Genomic DNA, 14,785 nt, shown 5'->3' with positions numbered 1-14,785 from the left:
CCCGCGTCAGGACAAAGACGTGCGCGGGCAGGCCGGACCGCCCGGTGGCGCCCCTCGCCACCGGGCCTGACCTGCGGTCCTACCGGTCGCCGCCGGAGAACGCCGCGTCGAACGACGCGGCCGGCGGGTCGAAGTCGAACCGCTTCAGATGGGCCAGCGCCTCGGGCGCGCCGGTGAGCCGGTCCATCCCGGCGTCCTCCCACTCGACGGACACGGGGCCCTGGTAGCCGATCGACCGCAGCATGCGGAAGACGTCTTCCCAGGGCACGTCCCCGTGTCCGGCGGAGACGAAGTCCCAGCCGCGGCGCGGGTCGCCCCACGGCAGGTGGGAGCCGAGCCGGCCGTTGCGCCCGTCGAGGCGCTTGCGCGCCTCCTTGCAGTCGACGTGGTAGATCCGGTCCCGGAAGTCGTACAGGAAGCCGACCGGGTCGAGGTCCTGCCAGACGAAGTGGCTGGGGTCGAAGTTGAGCCCGAAGGCCGGACGGTGGTCCACCGCCTCCAGGGCGCGGCGCGTCGTCCAGTAGTCGTAGGCGATCTCCCCGGGGTGGACCTCGTGGGCGAAACGGACCCCCTCGGCGTCGAAGACGTCGAGGACGGGGTTCCACCGCTCGGCGAAGTCCTCGTACCCGCGCTCGATCATCCGTTCCGGCACGGGCGGGAACATGGCCACCAGGTGCCAGATGGAGGAGCCGGTGAAGCCGACGACGGTGTCGACGCCGAAGGCGGCCGCGGCGCGCGCGGTGTCCCGCAGCTCGGCGGCGGCCCGCCGCCGCACGGCCTCGGGTTCGCCGTCGCCCCAGATCCGGGCGGGCAGGATGCCCTGATGGCGTTCGTCGATCGGATGGTCGCAGACCGCCTGGCCCACCAAGTGGTTCGAGATCGCCCAGCACGTGAGGCCGTACTTGTCGAGCAGGGCGTGCCGGCCCGCCAGGTACGACGGATCGGCGAGGGCCTTGTCGACCTCGAAGTGATCGCCCCAGCAGGCGAGTTCGAGGCCGTCGTAGCCGAAGTCGCGGGCGAGCCGGCAGACCTCCTCCAGCGGCAGGTCGGCCCACTGGCCGGTGAACAGCGTGAACGGACGCGGCATGAAGCCTCCAAACGGCGGTGTGCGGGCCGGTTCCCCTACCGGGCCTCGGCCGGCACTTCCTCGACGGGTGTGTAGACGGCGTTCTTCCGGGCGCTCTCCTCGACCGCGGCCAGCACCCGCTGCACCCGCAGTCCGTCGGCGAAGGACGGCGACGGGTCGGTGCCGCCGCCGATCGCGACGAGCAGGTCGCGGGCCTGGTGGGTGAAGGTGTGCTCGTAGCCGAGGGTGTGGCCGGGCGGCCACCACGCCTCCAGGTAGGGGTGTTCGGCCTCGGTGACGAGGATCCGCCGGAAGCCCGAGGTGGCGGCGGGTTCGCGGTGGTCGTGGAAGGAGAGCTCGTTGAGCCGCTCCAGGTCGAAGGCGAGCGAGCCCCGCTCGCCGTTGATCTCCAGCCGGAGCTGGTTCTTGCGGCCGGCGGCCATCCGGCTGGCCTCGAAGGCGGCGAGCGCCCCCGAGGCGAGCCGTCCGGTGAAGACGGCCGCGTCGTCGACGGTCACCGGCCCGCGTGGGGCGCCGGCGGTGGTCCGCCCGGACGGCGCGGCGAGGCCTGCCGCCGCGGTGGCGGGCAGGGGCCGTTCCCGTACGAAGGTCTCCGTCTGGGCGGACACCCCGACGATCGGCTCCCCGGCCAGGTACTGGGCGAGGTCGACGATGTGGGCCCCGAGGTCGCCGAGCGCCCCCGATCCGGCGTGCTCGCGTTCCAGCCGCCAGGTCAGCGGGAAGTCGGGATCGACGAGCCAGTCCTGGAGGTAGCTCACCCGGACGTGCCGCAGGGTGCCGATCCGGCCCTCGGCGATGAGGCGGCGCGCGTACGAAAGGGCGGGCACGCGCCGGTAGTTGAAGCCGACCATCGCCACCTGGCCGCGGGCGCGGGCGGCCTCGGCGGCGAGGGTCATGGCCTCGGCCTCGGCCACCGAGTTCGCGAGCGGCTTCTCGCACAGGACGTGCTTGCCGGCCTCCAGCGCCGCGATCGCGATCTCCGCATGGCTGTCCCCCGGGGTGCAGATGTCGACGAGCTGCACGTCGTCCCGGGCGATCAGGGCGCGCCAGTCCGTCTCCGCCGCCGCCCAGCCGTGCCGTCGGGCGGCGTCCCGGACCGCGCCCCCGTCCCGGCCCGCGATCGCCGCGAGGACGGGCCGCAGCGGCAGGTCGAACACCCGGCTCACATTGCGCCAGCCCTGTGAGTGCGCGGCGCCCATGAACGCGTACCCCACCATGCCGACGCCGATCCCGGGCGGCGCGGTCGCGTCACTGTCCCGCTGTTCCATACGGTTCCTCCTGGTCGGAGAGTCACTGTCTCGTCGGTGTGCTGCGAGGCCGGGCGTCCCCCCGGGAGCCCGGTTCCGGTCAGTTGAAGCCGGTGGGCAGGTAGTCGTCGACGTTCTCCTTGGTGACGACGGCGGAGTAGAGCGTCAGCGAGGACGGGATCTCCAGCTCCGCGAGACCGCCCACGCCCTTGCCCTGGCCGAGCGCGCGGGCCAGGTCGATGGCGGAGGCGGCCATCGTCGGCGGGTAGAGGACGGTGGCCTTGAGGACGCCGGTGCCGGCCTTGATGGCGTCCATCGCGGACTTGGCCCCGGCGCCGCCCACCATCAGGAAGTCGTCGCGGCCGGCCTGTGCGATGGCGCGGAGCGCGCCGACGCCCTGGTCGTCGTCGTGGTTCCACAGGGCGTCGAAGGCGGGCTGTGCCTGCAGGAGTTGGGCCATCTTGGCCTGGCCGGACTCGACGGTGAAGTCGGCGGCCTGGCGGGCGACCTTGGTGATGTTGGGGTAGTTCTTCAGGGCGTCGTCGAAGCCCTGGGTGCGCTGCCGGGTGAGTTCGAGGTTGTCCAGGCCGGCGAGTTCGACGACCTTGGCGTTCGGCTTGTCCTTGAGCTGCTCGCCGATGTAGGTGCCGGCGTTGAGGCCCATGCCGTAGTTGTCGCCGCCGATCCAGCAGCGGTAGGCCTGCGGGGAGGCGAAGACGCGGTCGAGGTTGACGACGGGGATGCCGGCCCGCATCGCCTGGAGGCCGACCTGGGTGAGCGCCTTGCCGTCGGCGGGCAGGATGACGAGGACGTCGACCTTCTTGTTGATGAGGGTCTGCACCTGGCCGATCTGGGCGGCGGTGTCGTTGGAGCCCTCGGTGATCTCCAGGGTGACGTCGGAGTAGGTCGCGGCGCGGGACTTGGCGTTCTGGTTGATGGCGTTGAGCCAGCCGTGGTCGGCCTGGGGTCCGGCGAAGCCGATGGTGACGGGCTTGCCGGGCTTGTCGGCGGCGGCCGGGGTGTTGCCGGCCGGCTGTTCCTGCTGCTTGGGCTCGTTGCTGGTGCAGGCGGTCAGCAGGGCTCCGGCGGAGACGGCGGCGGTGCCGAACAGAAGTCCTCTGCGGCTGGGGGCGGTTCGGGACATGGCGGATCAACCCTTCGGCTGGACGGGCGGGGCGGGTCGGCGGGAGTGGGGTCGAGAGGGGGCGGGACGGCGGTCAGGCGTCGCCGCCGCGCAGGGTGCGGCGCTGGACGAGGACGGCGGCGACGATGATCGCGCCCTTGGCGATCTGCTGGACCGCCGTCTCCAGGTTGTTGAGGGCGAAGATGTTGGTGATGGTGGTGAAGATCAGGACGCCGAGGACGGAGCCGACGATGGTGCCGCGTCCGCCGCTGAGGAGGGTGCCGCCGATGATGGCCGCGGCGATGGCGTCGAGTTCGTACAGGTTGCCGTTGGTGTTCTGGCCCGATCCGGCGAGGACGATCAGCATGAACGCGGCGATCCCGCAGCACAGGCCGGACAGCAGGTACAGGTAGAGGCGCTGGCGGCGCACGTCGATGCCGGCGAGCCGGGCCGCTTCCGCGTTGCCGCCGACGGCGACGGTGCGGCGGCCGAACGTGGTCCGGTTGAGCAGCAGCCATCCGATGACGGTCACGGCGGCGAAGACGAGGACCAGGGGCGGGACGCCGAGGACGTAGGCGTCCTTGACGCCGAGGTCCAGGACGTCGGTCACGGTCACCATCTGGGTCCTGCCGTCCGTGATCTGGAGGGCGAGACCCCGGGCGGAGGCCAGCATGGCCAGGGTGGCGATGAACGGCACCATGCCGCCGTACGCGATCAGCAGCCCGTTCACGAGGCCGCAGCCGACGCCGACGAGCACCGCGGTGAAGAGGATGCCCGCGAAGCCGAACTCCTGGGTGGCGACGGTCGTCGCCCACACGGAGGCGAGAGCCACGATCGCGCCGACCGACAGGTCGATGCCGCCGCTGGTGATGACGAACGTCATGCCGACGGTGACGACGCCGATGACGGAGGCCTGGGTCAGGACGAGCTGGAGGTTGCTGGTGGCGAGGAAGGAGTCGGGCTGGGTGATGCCGCCGACGGCGACGAGGGCGATCAGGACGCCGAGCAGCGACAGGCTGCGCACGTCCCACCGCATCAGCGCCGGTCGGCGGGTTCCCCTCCTGCCGGTGTCGGAGGTGGCGGCGGACGTCGGCGCGTCCTTCCGCGCGGCGGAGGCCGGCTGCGTCATGGCGTCGGGTTCCCTTCCATCACGAGATCGAGTACGCGGTGCTCGTCGAGCTCCCGGGCCGGTGCCGTGTGCACGACGGAGCCCTCGCGGAGCACCAGCACGCGGTCGGCGAGCCCGAGGACCTCGGGAACCTCGCTGGAGACGAGCAGCACCGCCAGTCCTTCGTCGGCCAGCCGGCGGATCACGGCGTAGAGCTCCGCCCGGGCGCCGATGTCGACGCCCCGGGTCGGCTCGTCGAGGAGCAGCACCTTGCAGCCGCGCAGCAGCCAGCGCGCGAGTACGGCCTTCTGCTGGTTGCCGCCGGACAGCGTCCTGATCGCCGCGTCCGGGTCGTCGGGCCGCAGCGACAGCTCGCGCACCGCCCGGTGCGCCGCGGCGCGCTCGGCGCGCCGGTCGAGCCAGCCCGCGCGGGCGTAGCGGGAGAGGGTGGAGACCGAGACGTTGCTGCCGACGGACTCCAGCATCAGCAGGGCCTGCGCCTTGCGTTCCTCGGGGGCCAGTCCGATCCCGGCCCGGACGGCGGAGCGGACGCTGCCCGGGCGCAGCGGGACACCATCGACGAGGACACGGCCCGCGTCGGGCTTGCGCGCCCCGTAGATCGTCTCCAGGATCTCGCTGCGGCCGGAGCCGACGAGCCCGGCGAGGCCGACGATCTCGCCGGGCCGCAGTGCGAGGTCGAGGGGGGCGAACTCGCCGCCCCGGGTGAGGCCCTCGACCGTGAGGACGGGGTCGCGGGCGGCGGCCGTGCCGTCGGGGCGTCCGGAGGGGTCGGGGCGCTCCGGGAAGACGTGCTCCACGTTCCGGCCGGTCATCAGGGAGACGATGTCGCGGGTCGGGGTGGTGTCCGCGGGCAGGCCCCCGGCGACGGAGCGGCCGTCCTTCAGGACGGTGACCCGGTCGCCGATGCGGCGGATCTCCTCCAGCCGGTGGGAGATGTACACGACGGCGACGCCGTCCGCGGTGAGTTCGGCGACGATGCGGAAGAGGTTGTCGACCTCGTCGGGGTCGAGCGCGGCGGACGGCTCGTCCATGACGATCAGCCGCACCTCGTGGGAGAGGGCCCGGGCCATGGAGACGATCTGCTGCTGGGCGGCGGACAGCTCGCCGACGAGCCGGCCCGGATCGATCTCCGGGTGCCCGAGGCGCTCCAGGAGCCGCCCGGCGGCAGCGCGGGCCCGGGCGCCGCGCACGACGAACCCGGCGGAGGTCGGCTCGTTCCCCAGGAAGACGTTCTCGGCGACGGAGAGCCCGCCGACCAGGTCCAGCTCCTGGTAGATGGTGGCGATCCCGAGCCGCATGGCCGCGATCGGCGAGGTCAAGGAGACCGGCTCGCCGCCCCAGGCGATCTCGCCGTCGTCGGGCTGGTGGGCTCCGGCGAGGACCTTGATGAGGGTGGACTTGCCGGCGCCGTTCTGGCCGAGGAGGCAGTGGACCTCGCCGGCGTGGACTTCGAGGTCCACGCCGTCCAGGGCGCGGACGCCGGGGAACGATTTGGTGATGCGGTTCATCGTGAGCAGCGGTGGGCGTGTTGCCATGGGGATCCCCTCGGCGGATGCGGCCGTGAGCGGGCAGGGCGAAGCGGGGCACGGTGAGCGGCGTGAGGCGGGAGGGAACGGGCGAAGGGCTCAGGGGCCCGCGGCCTCGGACGTACCGGCGCGTGCGGGGTGAGCGGGCATGGCTGACAGCCACGGGACCGTTGCGTGGTGCGGTGGTGCGGTGACGCTGCTTCTGGCGGGGGTAGCGGCTGGGTGACGCGGTGCCGGAGTAGTACCGAGGTGCTCCGGTGCCGTGAGGGGTACGTGCTTCGGCGTGCGGGGTACCGCGGCCGGAGGAGTGGTGGGCCGGGCGGCGAGCGCCCGGCCGGGGTCAGGCCGGCGAGAAGACGTGATCGCTGATGAGACGGGCCGCGCCGATCACTCCGGCGGTGGGCCCCAACTCCCCTAGGACGATGGGGAGGTTGCCGGTCGCGAGCGGCAGCGACTGGCGGTAGACCTGGGTACGGACGCTGGCCAGCAGGGTGTGGCCGAGCCCGGTGACACCGCCGCCGATGACGACGAGTCCCGGGTTGAAGAAGCTGACGAGCCCGGCGATGACCTGGCCGAGGCGCTGTCCGCCCTCGCGGATCAGCTCCAGGGCCACGGTGTCCCCGGCCGCCGCGGCGGCCGAGACGTCCGCGGCGGTGAGCTCCCCGGCCGCCTCCAGCCGCGCGGCGAGCTGCGCCGAACGGCCCGAGCGCGCCGCGTCCTCCGCGTCGCGGGCCAGCGCCGCGCCGCTGAAGTGCGCTTCCAGACAACCCAGGTTGCCGCAGGCGCAGGCCCGTCCGTCCGGCTGGACCTGGATGTGCCCGATGTCGCCGGCACTGCCCGTCGTACCGCGGTAGACCTGGCCGCCGATCACGATGCCGCAGCCGATGCCGGTACCGATCTTGACGCAGAGGTAGTCGCCGACGGAGCGGGCGACTCCGGCGTGCTGCTCCCCCATCGCCATGAGGTTCACGTCGTTGTCGACCATCACCGGGCAGCCGAGGTCCTGGCTGAGGGCCTCGCGGACGGGGAAACCGTCCCAGCCGGGCATGATCGGCGGGGCGACGGGCACGCCCTCGGGGAAGCGGACCGGACCGGGGACTCCGATGCCGGCGCCGTCGAACCCCTCCGCGACCCCCGAGGCCTTCAGCTTGTCCGCCATGGCGAGGACCCGTTCGAAGACGGCGACGGGCCCTTCGCGGACGTCCACGGGCTGGTTCAGGTGACCCAGGACCTCCAGCTCGGCGTTGGTGACGGCGACGTCGATCGAGGTGGCCCCGATGTCGACGCCGAGGAAGCGGAGCGCCGGGGCGAGCCGGAGGTTGTGCGAGCGGCGTCCGCCGCGCGAGGCGGCGAGCCCGTCCGCGACGACGAGCCCCGTCTCAAGGAGACGGTCCACCTCGACCGCGAGCTTGGAACGGGACAGGTCCACCAGATCGCCCAGCTGCGCACGGGAGTTGGGGCCTCCGTCGCGCAGGAGGCGCAGCAGTCGCGCCTGGTGCACGTTCGCGGGTCGAGCAGTCATCCGTCTCACGAATCCCTCCTCTCCCCCACCTCCGGCTGGGGGCCCGATTGCCTGTCCGCGGCGGCCGATCCGTCGGGCTTTCGAGAGGAACGTAGCAGCGCTCCACCGAGCTGGGAACTACTTGAGCAGGAAACGGTCGTGACTTCTTCCACTCCCGGGACAAAGACCCGTCGCCGCGGGCCCGGTTGCCATGGAGACGACGGAACGGCCCCCCTTCCGGAGAAGGGGGGCCGTCACGCGGCGGGAGCCGGAGCGGGGTGGATCAGGGGGCGATCTTCAGAAGCTTGTTGGCCGTGCCGGCGGAGGGGTTCTTGATGGCGTCCGCCGTCGCCGCTCCGGTGAGGGCCGCGGCCGTGTCGGCCGGGGTCGCCGCCGGATGGGCGGCCAGGTACAGGGCGGCGGCACCGGCGACGTGGGGTGCGGCCATGGACGTACCGGAGATCGTCTTGACCTCGGTGTCGCCGCCGTTCCACGCCGAGGTGATCTCGGAGCCGGGAGCGTAGATGTCCACCACCGCGCCGAAGTTCGAGAAGTCCGACTGCTCGTCGTCCTTGGTGCTGGACGCGACGGTGAGGGCTTCGGGGACCCTGGACGGGGAGCCCTGGCCGGCGTCGGAGGACTCGTTGCCCGCGGCGACGGCGAAGGTGATGCCGGCGGCGATGGCGCGCTGGACCGCCGCGTCGAGCGCCTCGTCGGCGCCGCCGCCGAGGCTCATGTTGGCGACGGAGGGCCCGGTGTGGTTCTTCGTCACCCAGTCGATGCCGGCGACGACCTGCTCGGTGGTGCCGGAGCCGTTGTCGTCCAGGACGCGGACGGCCACGATCTTGGCCTTCTTGGCGACGCCGTGGGAGGTGCCGGCGATGGTTCCGGCGACGTGGGTGCCGTGCCCGTTGCCGTCGTCGGCCGAGTCGTCGTTGTCGACGGCGTCGAAGCCGTGGGTCGCCCGGCCACCGAAGTCCTGGTGCGAGACCCGGACCCCGGTGTCGATGACGTACGCCGTCACGCCCTCCCCTCCGCCGTCGGGGTACGTGTACTTCTCGTCGCCGGCGGTGTCGGCCTGGTCGATCCGGTCGAGGCCCCAGGACGGGGGCTTCTCCTGGGTCTCGTTGATGGTGAAGCGCTTGTTCTGGACGACCGTTCCGACGGCGGGGTCGGCCGCGAGCCGCTTCGCCTCCTGGACCGTCAGGCCGGAGGCGGAGAAGCCGTTGACCTCCGAGCCGTAGGCACGGTCGAGCGTGCCACCGTACTTCTTCGCCAGCGCTTCCTTGTTCGCGGATGCGTCGAGGATGACGACGAAGCTGCCGTCGACGGCGCCGGGCGCGCCGAGTCCGTGCACGGTTCCCTCGGCGGGGGCGGACGCGCCGGCGAGGTTGGCGGCGAAGAGCGCCGCGGCGACGGAGCCCGCCACACCTGTGGCTATGGCTGCGTTGCGAAGGCCGCGGGATCGCTTGTGAGTTGCCATGAAGGGAGTTCTCTCCTCGTGTTGACGTGTGGGGCGTCAAACGTTCGAGAGAACCTTGTGCGGCTTGGCAGGAGCAAATCAAGTCTCGTCGGTGACGAGACGTTATTCAACAAGGTTTCTTAAAACCGCCTCCGCATCCCCTCCACGACATTCATGCCTTCCACCGCACTCCCCTGCGGGACGCGCACATCCCGCGGACCCGCGCCGGCCTCCCGCGCGGGCCGGTGCCGCGCGGGAGGCTGTTCGACGGGCGCGGTGTTCAGGCCCCCAGGACGATGGGGAGTTCAGGCGCCCAGGAGGTCGGGGGGTTCAGGCACCCAGGACGGTCAAGGCCGCGATCGCGGGCCCGAACGCTCCGCCGAGCTGGTAGCCCAGGTTGAACAGGCCGAGTGCCGTGGGGCGTTGGGGTGCGGGTGCGCTCTGGACGGCGAGCACGGCCAGGGTGGCCTGGCCCGCGCTGGTCGTGAACACGGCCAGGGTCGCGACGGGCAGGAGGAGCGCCGGCCAGGGGGTCAGCAGGGCGAGGAGCGGGGCCAGGGCTCCGGCGGTGAGCAGGACGGCCAGGACGCGGGTGTGACCGAGCCTCCGCGCGACGACGGCCAGCGTCAGGGAGAGGACGGAACCGGCGAGCAGGGCGCCCAGTTGGCCGACGCCGATCGCGGAGGCCGACCAGTCCGTGCGGTCGCGCAGCAGCTGCGGAACGGCGAACAGGAGGGTGAAGTACGAGGTCGCGAAGGCGCAGGCGAGCAGGGTGGACAGGAGGAACGTCCTGGTGCGCAGCAGGGACAGCGGGACGAAGCCGGAGGGGCGGGCCCGGATGTGCAGCGCGAGCAGCACGCCCACGGCGAGCGCGGCGGTCGCGGCGGGGAGCGGGAAGCGGGGCAGGAGGACGAGGGACGTGGCCAGCAGCACGAGCAGGGCGGCCCCCCGGCCGTCGAACGGGGTTCCCTCCCGGGGCGGGTCCAGGTCGGCGCGGCGGGCGACGGCCGGGAGGGCGAGGAGCGCGACCGCTCCGACAGCGAGGGAGAGCCGCCAGGAAACGGCGTCCGCGAGCACCGAGCCGAGCAGGGGACCGACCGCGCCGAGCACGCCGAATCCCGCCGTGATGACACCCATCCGGCGGACGGTGCCGGCCAGGCTCATCGCAGCGGTGACCAGGCCGGCGCCGCCCACCGCCTGTGCCGCGCGCCCGGTCATGGCCAGCGGCAGCCAGGGCGCGGCGACGACCACGGTGCCGGCCACGACCAGGGTCGCGCTGAGCCGGAGGACCGCCCGCAGGCCTCGGCGGCGCAGCAGTCCGGCCATCAGAGGGGTGCCGACGGCGATGGCCCAGGCGAACACCGTGACGAGCCAGGTCGCCGTGGCGGTGGGGGCGCCGAACGAGCCGGCGATGTCGTCGAGGATCAGGACCGGGCTGTTGGCGCCGGCGGCGAGCGGGGTGGCGAGTAACGCGAGCCAGAGGGCGGCTATGGGGCGCGGCTCGGAGGGCGGGGCAGTGAGGGGGCGCGGCCGGGTGCGGTCGAGCAGGGACACGGCGGACTCCATGGCAGGGGCGGGCGTGGGCGGGGACGATGCGCGGGACGGCGGGCGGCCGGGGGCTTCGCCGTACGCGGTGGTCGGGCTCAGACGGTGGTGATGACGTCGTCCGCGGTGGTCGGGCTCAGACGGTGGTGATGACGTCGTCGTAGGCCAGGCGCGGGGAGCGCGGATACCAGGCGTCCTCGCCGGGCTTGCCGATGTTGACGACCATGAGCGGGGTGTGGTCGGCATCCAGGAAGTCCTTCTGGAGGCCGGCGAAGTCCAGGCCGGTCATCGGGCCGGCGGCGAGGCCGGCGGCGCGGACGCCGACGATGAAGTACGCGGCCTGGAGGGCGGCGTTCAGCAGCGCGGAGCCCTCGCGGACCGGGCGCTCGGCGAAGAACATGTCCTTGGCCTGCGGGAAGTGCGGGAGCAGCTCGGGGAGTTCCTCGTGGAACTCGTTGTCGGCGGAGAGGATCGCGACGAGCGGGGCCGTGCGGGTCTTGGCCTGGTTGCCCTCGGCCATGTGCTTCACGAGGCGCTCGCGGGCCTCCTCGGAGCGGACCAGGGTGATGCGCAGCGGGGTCTGGTTGAAGGCGGTGGGGCCGAACTTCACCAGGTCGTAGATCGCCTGGACCTGCTCGTCGGTCACCGGCTCGTCGGTGAACGTGTTGGCGGTGCGGGCCTCGCGGAAGAGGAGGTCCTGGGCGGCGGAGTCGAGAACGAGAACGGACACGGCGCACTCCTGTCAGTCAGCCTTGATAATCTCAACGTTGAGATAAAAACAGCCCGACTCACTCAACGTCAAGCTTCTTAACGTTGAGAAGATGTCCGTTGAGAGGAGTGTGTCGATGAGCGACGCCGTGGACGCGATCATCCGCCAGTGGGCCGAGGAGCGCCCCGACGTGGAAGAAGACCTGTGGCCGGTGGAGTTGTTCGCCCGCGTCCAGCGCCTGTACCGGGTCGTCGAGAAGTCCGCCAAGGCGGCGGCGGCCGCTCACGGCGTGGAGTACGGCGAGTTCGACGTGCTCACCACGCTCCAGCGCTCGGGCCCGCCCTACGCCCTCACCGCCGGCGCCCTGCTCAAGGCCGCCATGGTGACGTCCGGCGCGATCACCAACCGCATCGACCGGATGGAGGCCAAGGGCCTCGTCGAGCGGATCCGCGACGACGGCGACCGGCGCACGGTCAGGATCCGCCTCACCGACCACGGCCACGACGTCACCCGCGCCGCCTTCGCCGACCACCTCGCCAACTACAGCCGGCTCCTCGCCGACGTCGACCGCGACCTCGTCGGGAGGACCGGCGACGGCCTGCGCCAGGTGCTGGAGGCCCTCGGCGACACCGCCATCGAGTAGCCCCCGCCCGGTCGTCGCGGTCGGCCGGCACTCGCCGGGAACCGCGACGACCACGGGGCCGGCCGCGCAGGTGACTCAGTACCAGCGGGTGCAGGTCCAGCTTCCGCCCTGCCCGTCGTACTCCTCGACGCAGGCCCGGTAGGCGTTGCTGGAACCGACCATCTGCGTGTACGCCTCGTAGGAGGGCGAGGCGTTGGCCACGTACGACCTTCCGCCCCTGATCTCGATCTTGAAGCGCCAGTTGCCGTTCGCCTTCTGGATGCGAGCCCACGACGCGCTGCAGCGCGTGGACGTCCGCAGCTGGACCTCCGGACCGCCGCCGGCCGGCTTGATCCGCTTGAGCACGGTGGCGCCGGAGCCGCACCCCTCCTGCTGAGGGTTCTTCCCGGTACAGGCGCTGCCCTTGCACGCGGCGGGTGCCACCGCCTCCGCGGACAGCGCGGGGGCGAGGAGCAGCGCCGAGGCGAGCGCGACGGAGCCGAGGGTCGACAGCAGGGATCGGCGAGCGGCCATGAAGGAGCCTTTCGACACGGGGGAATGCGCACAAAACGGGTGATCGGCGCATCTGATGTGATCTTGATAGCGATCGTGACAGGCCGGTCACAAGCCCACGGGTCCGCGGATCACTCCGGAGAGTGAGTCCCGGCCAGGGATTTCACACCTCCGTGCCCCGTCCCCGGGGCGTCCTCCCGGGCGAGCGCGCTGGGCCACCAGACCTTCGGGCCGATGTCGCGCACCAGGGCGGGCACCAGGAGCGACCGCACCACGATCGTGTCGAGGAGGACGCCGAAGGCGACGATGAAGGCGATCTGCGCCAGGAAGGCGAGCGGGATGACGATGAGCGCCGCGAAGGTCGCCGCGAGAACCACTCCCGCCGAGGTGATCACACCGCCGGTGGCGATCAGCCCGCGCAGCATGCCCTGCCGGGTACCCAGCCGCAGGGTCTCCTCGCGCACCCGGGACATCAGGAAGATGTTGTAGTCCACCCCGAGGGCCACCAGGAAGACGAATCCGTACAGGGGCACGGAGGCGTCCGTTCCGGAGAAGCCGAAGCCGTGCTCGAAGACCAGACCCGCGATGCCCAGCGTCGCCAGGTAGTTCAGACCGACGGTGGCGACGAGGAGCAGGGGCAGGAGCAGGGAACGGAGGAGGACGATCAGGATGACGAGGATGATGGCGAGGACGACCGGGATGATCAGGTTCTTGTCGTGCTCCGCGGTGCGCTGCGTGTCGTACTGCTGTGCCGTGTAGCCGCCGACCAGGGCCTCGGCGTCGGCGGCGTGTACGCGCTCGCGCAGGTCCTGGACGGTCCGCTTGGCCGCGTCACTGTCGGGGGCATCGGCCAGGGTGGCGTCGATGCGGACCTTGCCGTCGACGACCAGCGGCGGCCCGCCGGGGGTACGGGTGGTCACCTGTGCGTCGGCCACTCCGGGTGTCGCGGCCGCGGCCTGGCGCACCGCGTCCCGGCTCACAGCTTCGGTGATGATGACCGCGGGCTGGCCGGAGCCGCCGGGGAAGTGCCGGCCCAGGGTCTGCTGGGCGGCGACGGACGGGGCGTCGTTGACGAAGAGTTCGTCGAGCGGCACGCCCTTCGACTGCAGAGCGGGGAAGAACGCCGCGCCGGCCAGGAGGACGCCGGTGGTGACGATCCACAGCCGTCGGGGGCGGGTGTCGACCCCGTGGGCGACGCGCCGCCAGATGCCGTGCCCGCCCGTCTCGGCGTCGGCCGACTTCGGCTTGGCCGGCCAGAACGCCGTCCTGCCCATGAGGGCCAGGACGGCGGGCAGGAACGTGAGTGTCGTGAGGACGGCGCAGACGACGCCGATCGCCCCGACGGGCCCGAGCGCCTTGTTGTTGGTCAGATCGCTGAGGAGGAGGGCCAGGAGGCCCAGGGCGACGGTCGCGGCGCTGGCGGTGACCGCGCCAAAGGAGCCCCGGGTGGCGGCCCACGCGGCGGTGACGCGGTCACCGCCGGCGGCGATCTCCTCCCGGAAGCGGGCGGTGAGGAGCAGCGCGTAGTCGGTGGCGGCGCCGATGACCAGGATGGACAGGATGCCCTGGACCTGGCCGTCGACGCGTACGACGCCGTTGTCGGCGAGGACGTACACGATCGCGCCGGCGACTCCGAGCGCGAAGACCGCGCTGATGATGATCAGGAAGGGCAGCAGGACGCTGCGGTAGACGAGCAGCAGGATGAGGAGGACGGCGGCCAGCGCCACGCCGAGCAGAAGCCCGTCGATTCCCGCGAACGCCTCGCCCAGATCCGCCTGGGTCGCGGCGGGCCCGGCGAGTTGCGCTCGGGCGTCCGGCACCTCGGCCGCCGCGCGCTCGACCTCGCCGAGCACCTCTTCGAGCCGTTCCCCCAGGTCGGGCGCGAGGGGCACGACGCCCTGCAGGGCCTTCCCGTCCTCGGAACGGAAGGCCGGCGAGGGCGCCCCGACGACACCTTCGGTGTCCGCCAGCGACCGCAGGGCGGCGGTGGCCGCCTGCCGCTGGGCCTCCGATACGTCGGCACCGTCGAGCGCGGTCCAGACGACGATGACGGGGATCTCCTGCCGGCTGAAGGCCTTCTGCTGCGTGATCACCTTCGTGGACTCGGCGTTCTGCGGCAGGAAGGCCGCCTGGTCGTTCGTGGAGACCTCGCCGAGCTTGCCCGCGTAGGAGCCGAAGGCTCCTCCGAGGCCCAGCCAGACGACCACGAGGACGAGGGGGACCAGCCAGCGGACTGGTCGGCGCACGCTGTTCATCGACTCCCTAACGGAGGGCGGGACAGAGGAGGGTCGGTCAAGTTATCTCAACGAGAATGTATCTCA

At 72.2% G+C, this 14,785-nt stretch carries 12 protein-coding genes; 1 reads left to right on the top strand and 11 read right to left on the bottom strand.

Features of this window, described 5'->3' with window-relative positions; genetic code table 11:
* Window positions 1-79 precede the first annotated feature (79 nt).
* The 9 genes from ABZ621_RS02145 to ABZ621_RS02105 form a co-directional block, all read right to left on the bottom strand.
* Complete coding sequence (locus ABZ621_RS02145; protein ID WP_360599717.1) at window positions 80-1,087, bottom strand: sugar phosphate isomerase/epimerase family protein; 1,008 nt, start codon at window positions 1,085-1,087, stop codon at window positions 80-82.
* 35 nt (window positions 1,088-1,122) lie between these two features.
* Window positions 1,123-2,355: a Gfo/Idh/MocA family oxidoreductase gene (locus tag ABZ621_RS02140; RefSeq protein ID WP_360599715.1), complete on the bottom strand. Its 1,233-nt coding sequence runs from the start codon at window positions 2,353-2,355 to the stop codon at window positions 1,123-1,125.
* A 79-nt stretch (window positions 2,356-2,434) separates the two neighbouring features.
* Window positions 2,435-3,478, bottom strand: a complete 1,044-nt coding sequence (locus ABZ621_RS02135; protein ID WP_360599713.1) for a substrate-binding domain-containing protein — start codon at window positions 3,476-3,478, stop codon at window positions 2,435-2,437.
* Window positions 3,479-3,551: 73 nt separating this feature from the next.
* Window positions 3,552-4,586, bottom strand: coding sequence for an ABC transporter permease (locus ABZ621_RS02130; protein ID WP_360599711.1), 1,035 nt, complete (start codon window positions 4,584-4,586; stop codon window positions 3,552-3,554).
* Window positions 4,583-6,121, bottom strand: a complete 1,539-nt coding sequence (locus ABZ621_RS02125) for a sugar ABC transporter ATP-binding protein (protein ID WP_360599709.1) — start codon at window positions 6,119-6,121, stop codon at window positions 4,583-4,585. Before ABZ621_RS02125 ends, ABZ621_RS02130 begins: the two co-directional genes overlap by 4 nt.
* A gap of 331 nt (window positions 6,122-6,452) precedes the next feature.
* Entirely contained in the window at window positions 6,453-7,634 is a 1,182-nt protein-coding gene (locus tag ABZ621_RS02120; RefSeq protein ID WP_123459384.1) for an ROK family transcriptional regulator, read from the bottom strand.
* Between the two features lie 262 nt (window positions 7,635-7,896).
* The gene (locus tag ABZ621_RS02115; protein ID WP_360599707.1) at window positions 7,897-9,096 is read right to left on the bottom strand and encodes a S8 family peptidase; all 1,200 of its coding nucleotides are present in this window, start codon (window positions 9,094-9,096) and stop codon (window positions 7,897-7,899) included.
* 309 nt (window positions 9,097-9,405) lie between these two features.
* Window positions 9,406-10,629: an MFS transporter gene (locus ABZ621_RS02110; protein WP_360599705.1), complete on the bottom strand. Its 1,224-nt coding sequence runs from the start codon at window positions 10,627-10,629 to the stop codon at window positions 9,406-9,408.
* Between the two features lie 127 nt (window positions 10,630-10,756).
* A complete protein-coding gene (locus tag ABZ621_RS02105; protein ID WP_360599703.1) occupies window positions 10,757-11,350 on the bottom strand; it encodes a malonic semialdehyde reductase in 594 nt (197 codons plus the stop codon).
* A gap of 115 nt (window positions 11,351-11,465) precedes the next feature.
* Between ABZ621_RS02105 and ABZ621_RS02100 the strand changes: the two genes are divergently transcribed.
* Window positions 11,466-11,972 (top strand): MarR family transcriptional regulator, encoded by a 507-nt coding sequence (locus ABZ621_RS02100; protein WP_360599701.1) that lies wholly within the window; start codon window positions 11,466-11,468, stop codon window positions 11,970-11,972.
* 75 nt (window positions 11,973-12,047) lie between these two features.
* Here ABZ621_RS02100 and ABZ621_RS02095 read toward each other — a convergent pair whose 3' ends face one another.
* Window positions 12,048-12,485 carry a DUF2690 domain-containing protein gene (locus tag ABZ621_RS02095; protein ID WP_360599699.1) on the bottom strand — a complete coding sequence of 146 codons (438 nt, stop codon included), beginning with the start codon at window positions 12,483-12,485 and terminating at the stop codon, window positions 12,048-12,050.
* Window positions 12,486-12,595: 110 nt separating this feature from the next.
* Window positions 12,596-14,710: an MMPL family transporter gene (locus ABZ621_RS02090; protein WP_360599697.1), complete on the bottom strand. Its 2,115-nt coding sequence runs from the start codon at window positions 14,708-14,710 to the stop codon at window positions 12,596-12,598.
* Window positions 14,711-14,785: the final 75 nt, after the last annotated feature.

Origin of the sequence: Streptomyces sp. NPDC007863 (genome assembly GCF_040633895.1) — a bacterium.
In the GTDB taxonomy this organism is placed as follows: domain Bacteria; phylum Actinomycetota; class Actinomycetes; order Streptomycetales; family Streptomycetaceae; genus Streptomyces.
The sequence above is the reverse complement of the archived record's forward strand: the minus strand, read 5'-3'. Positions and strand labels throughout refer to the sequence as shown.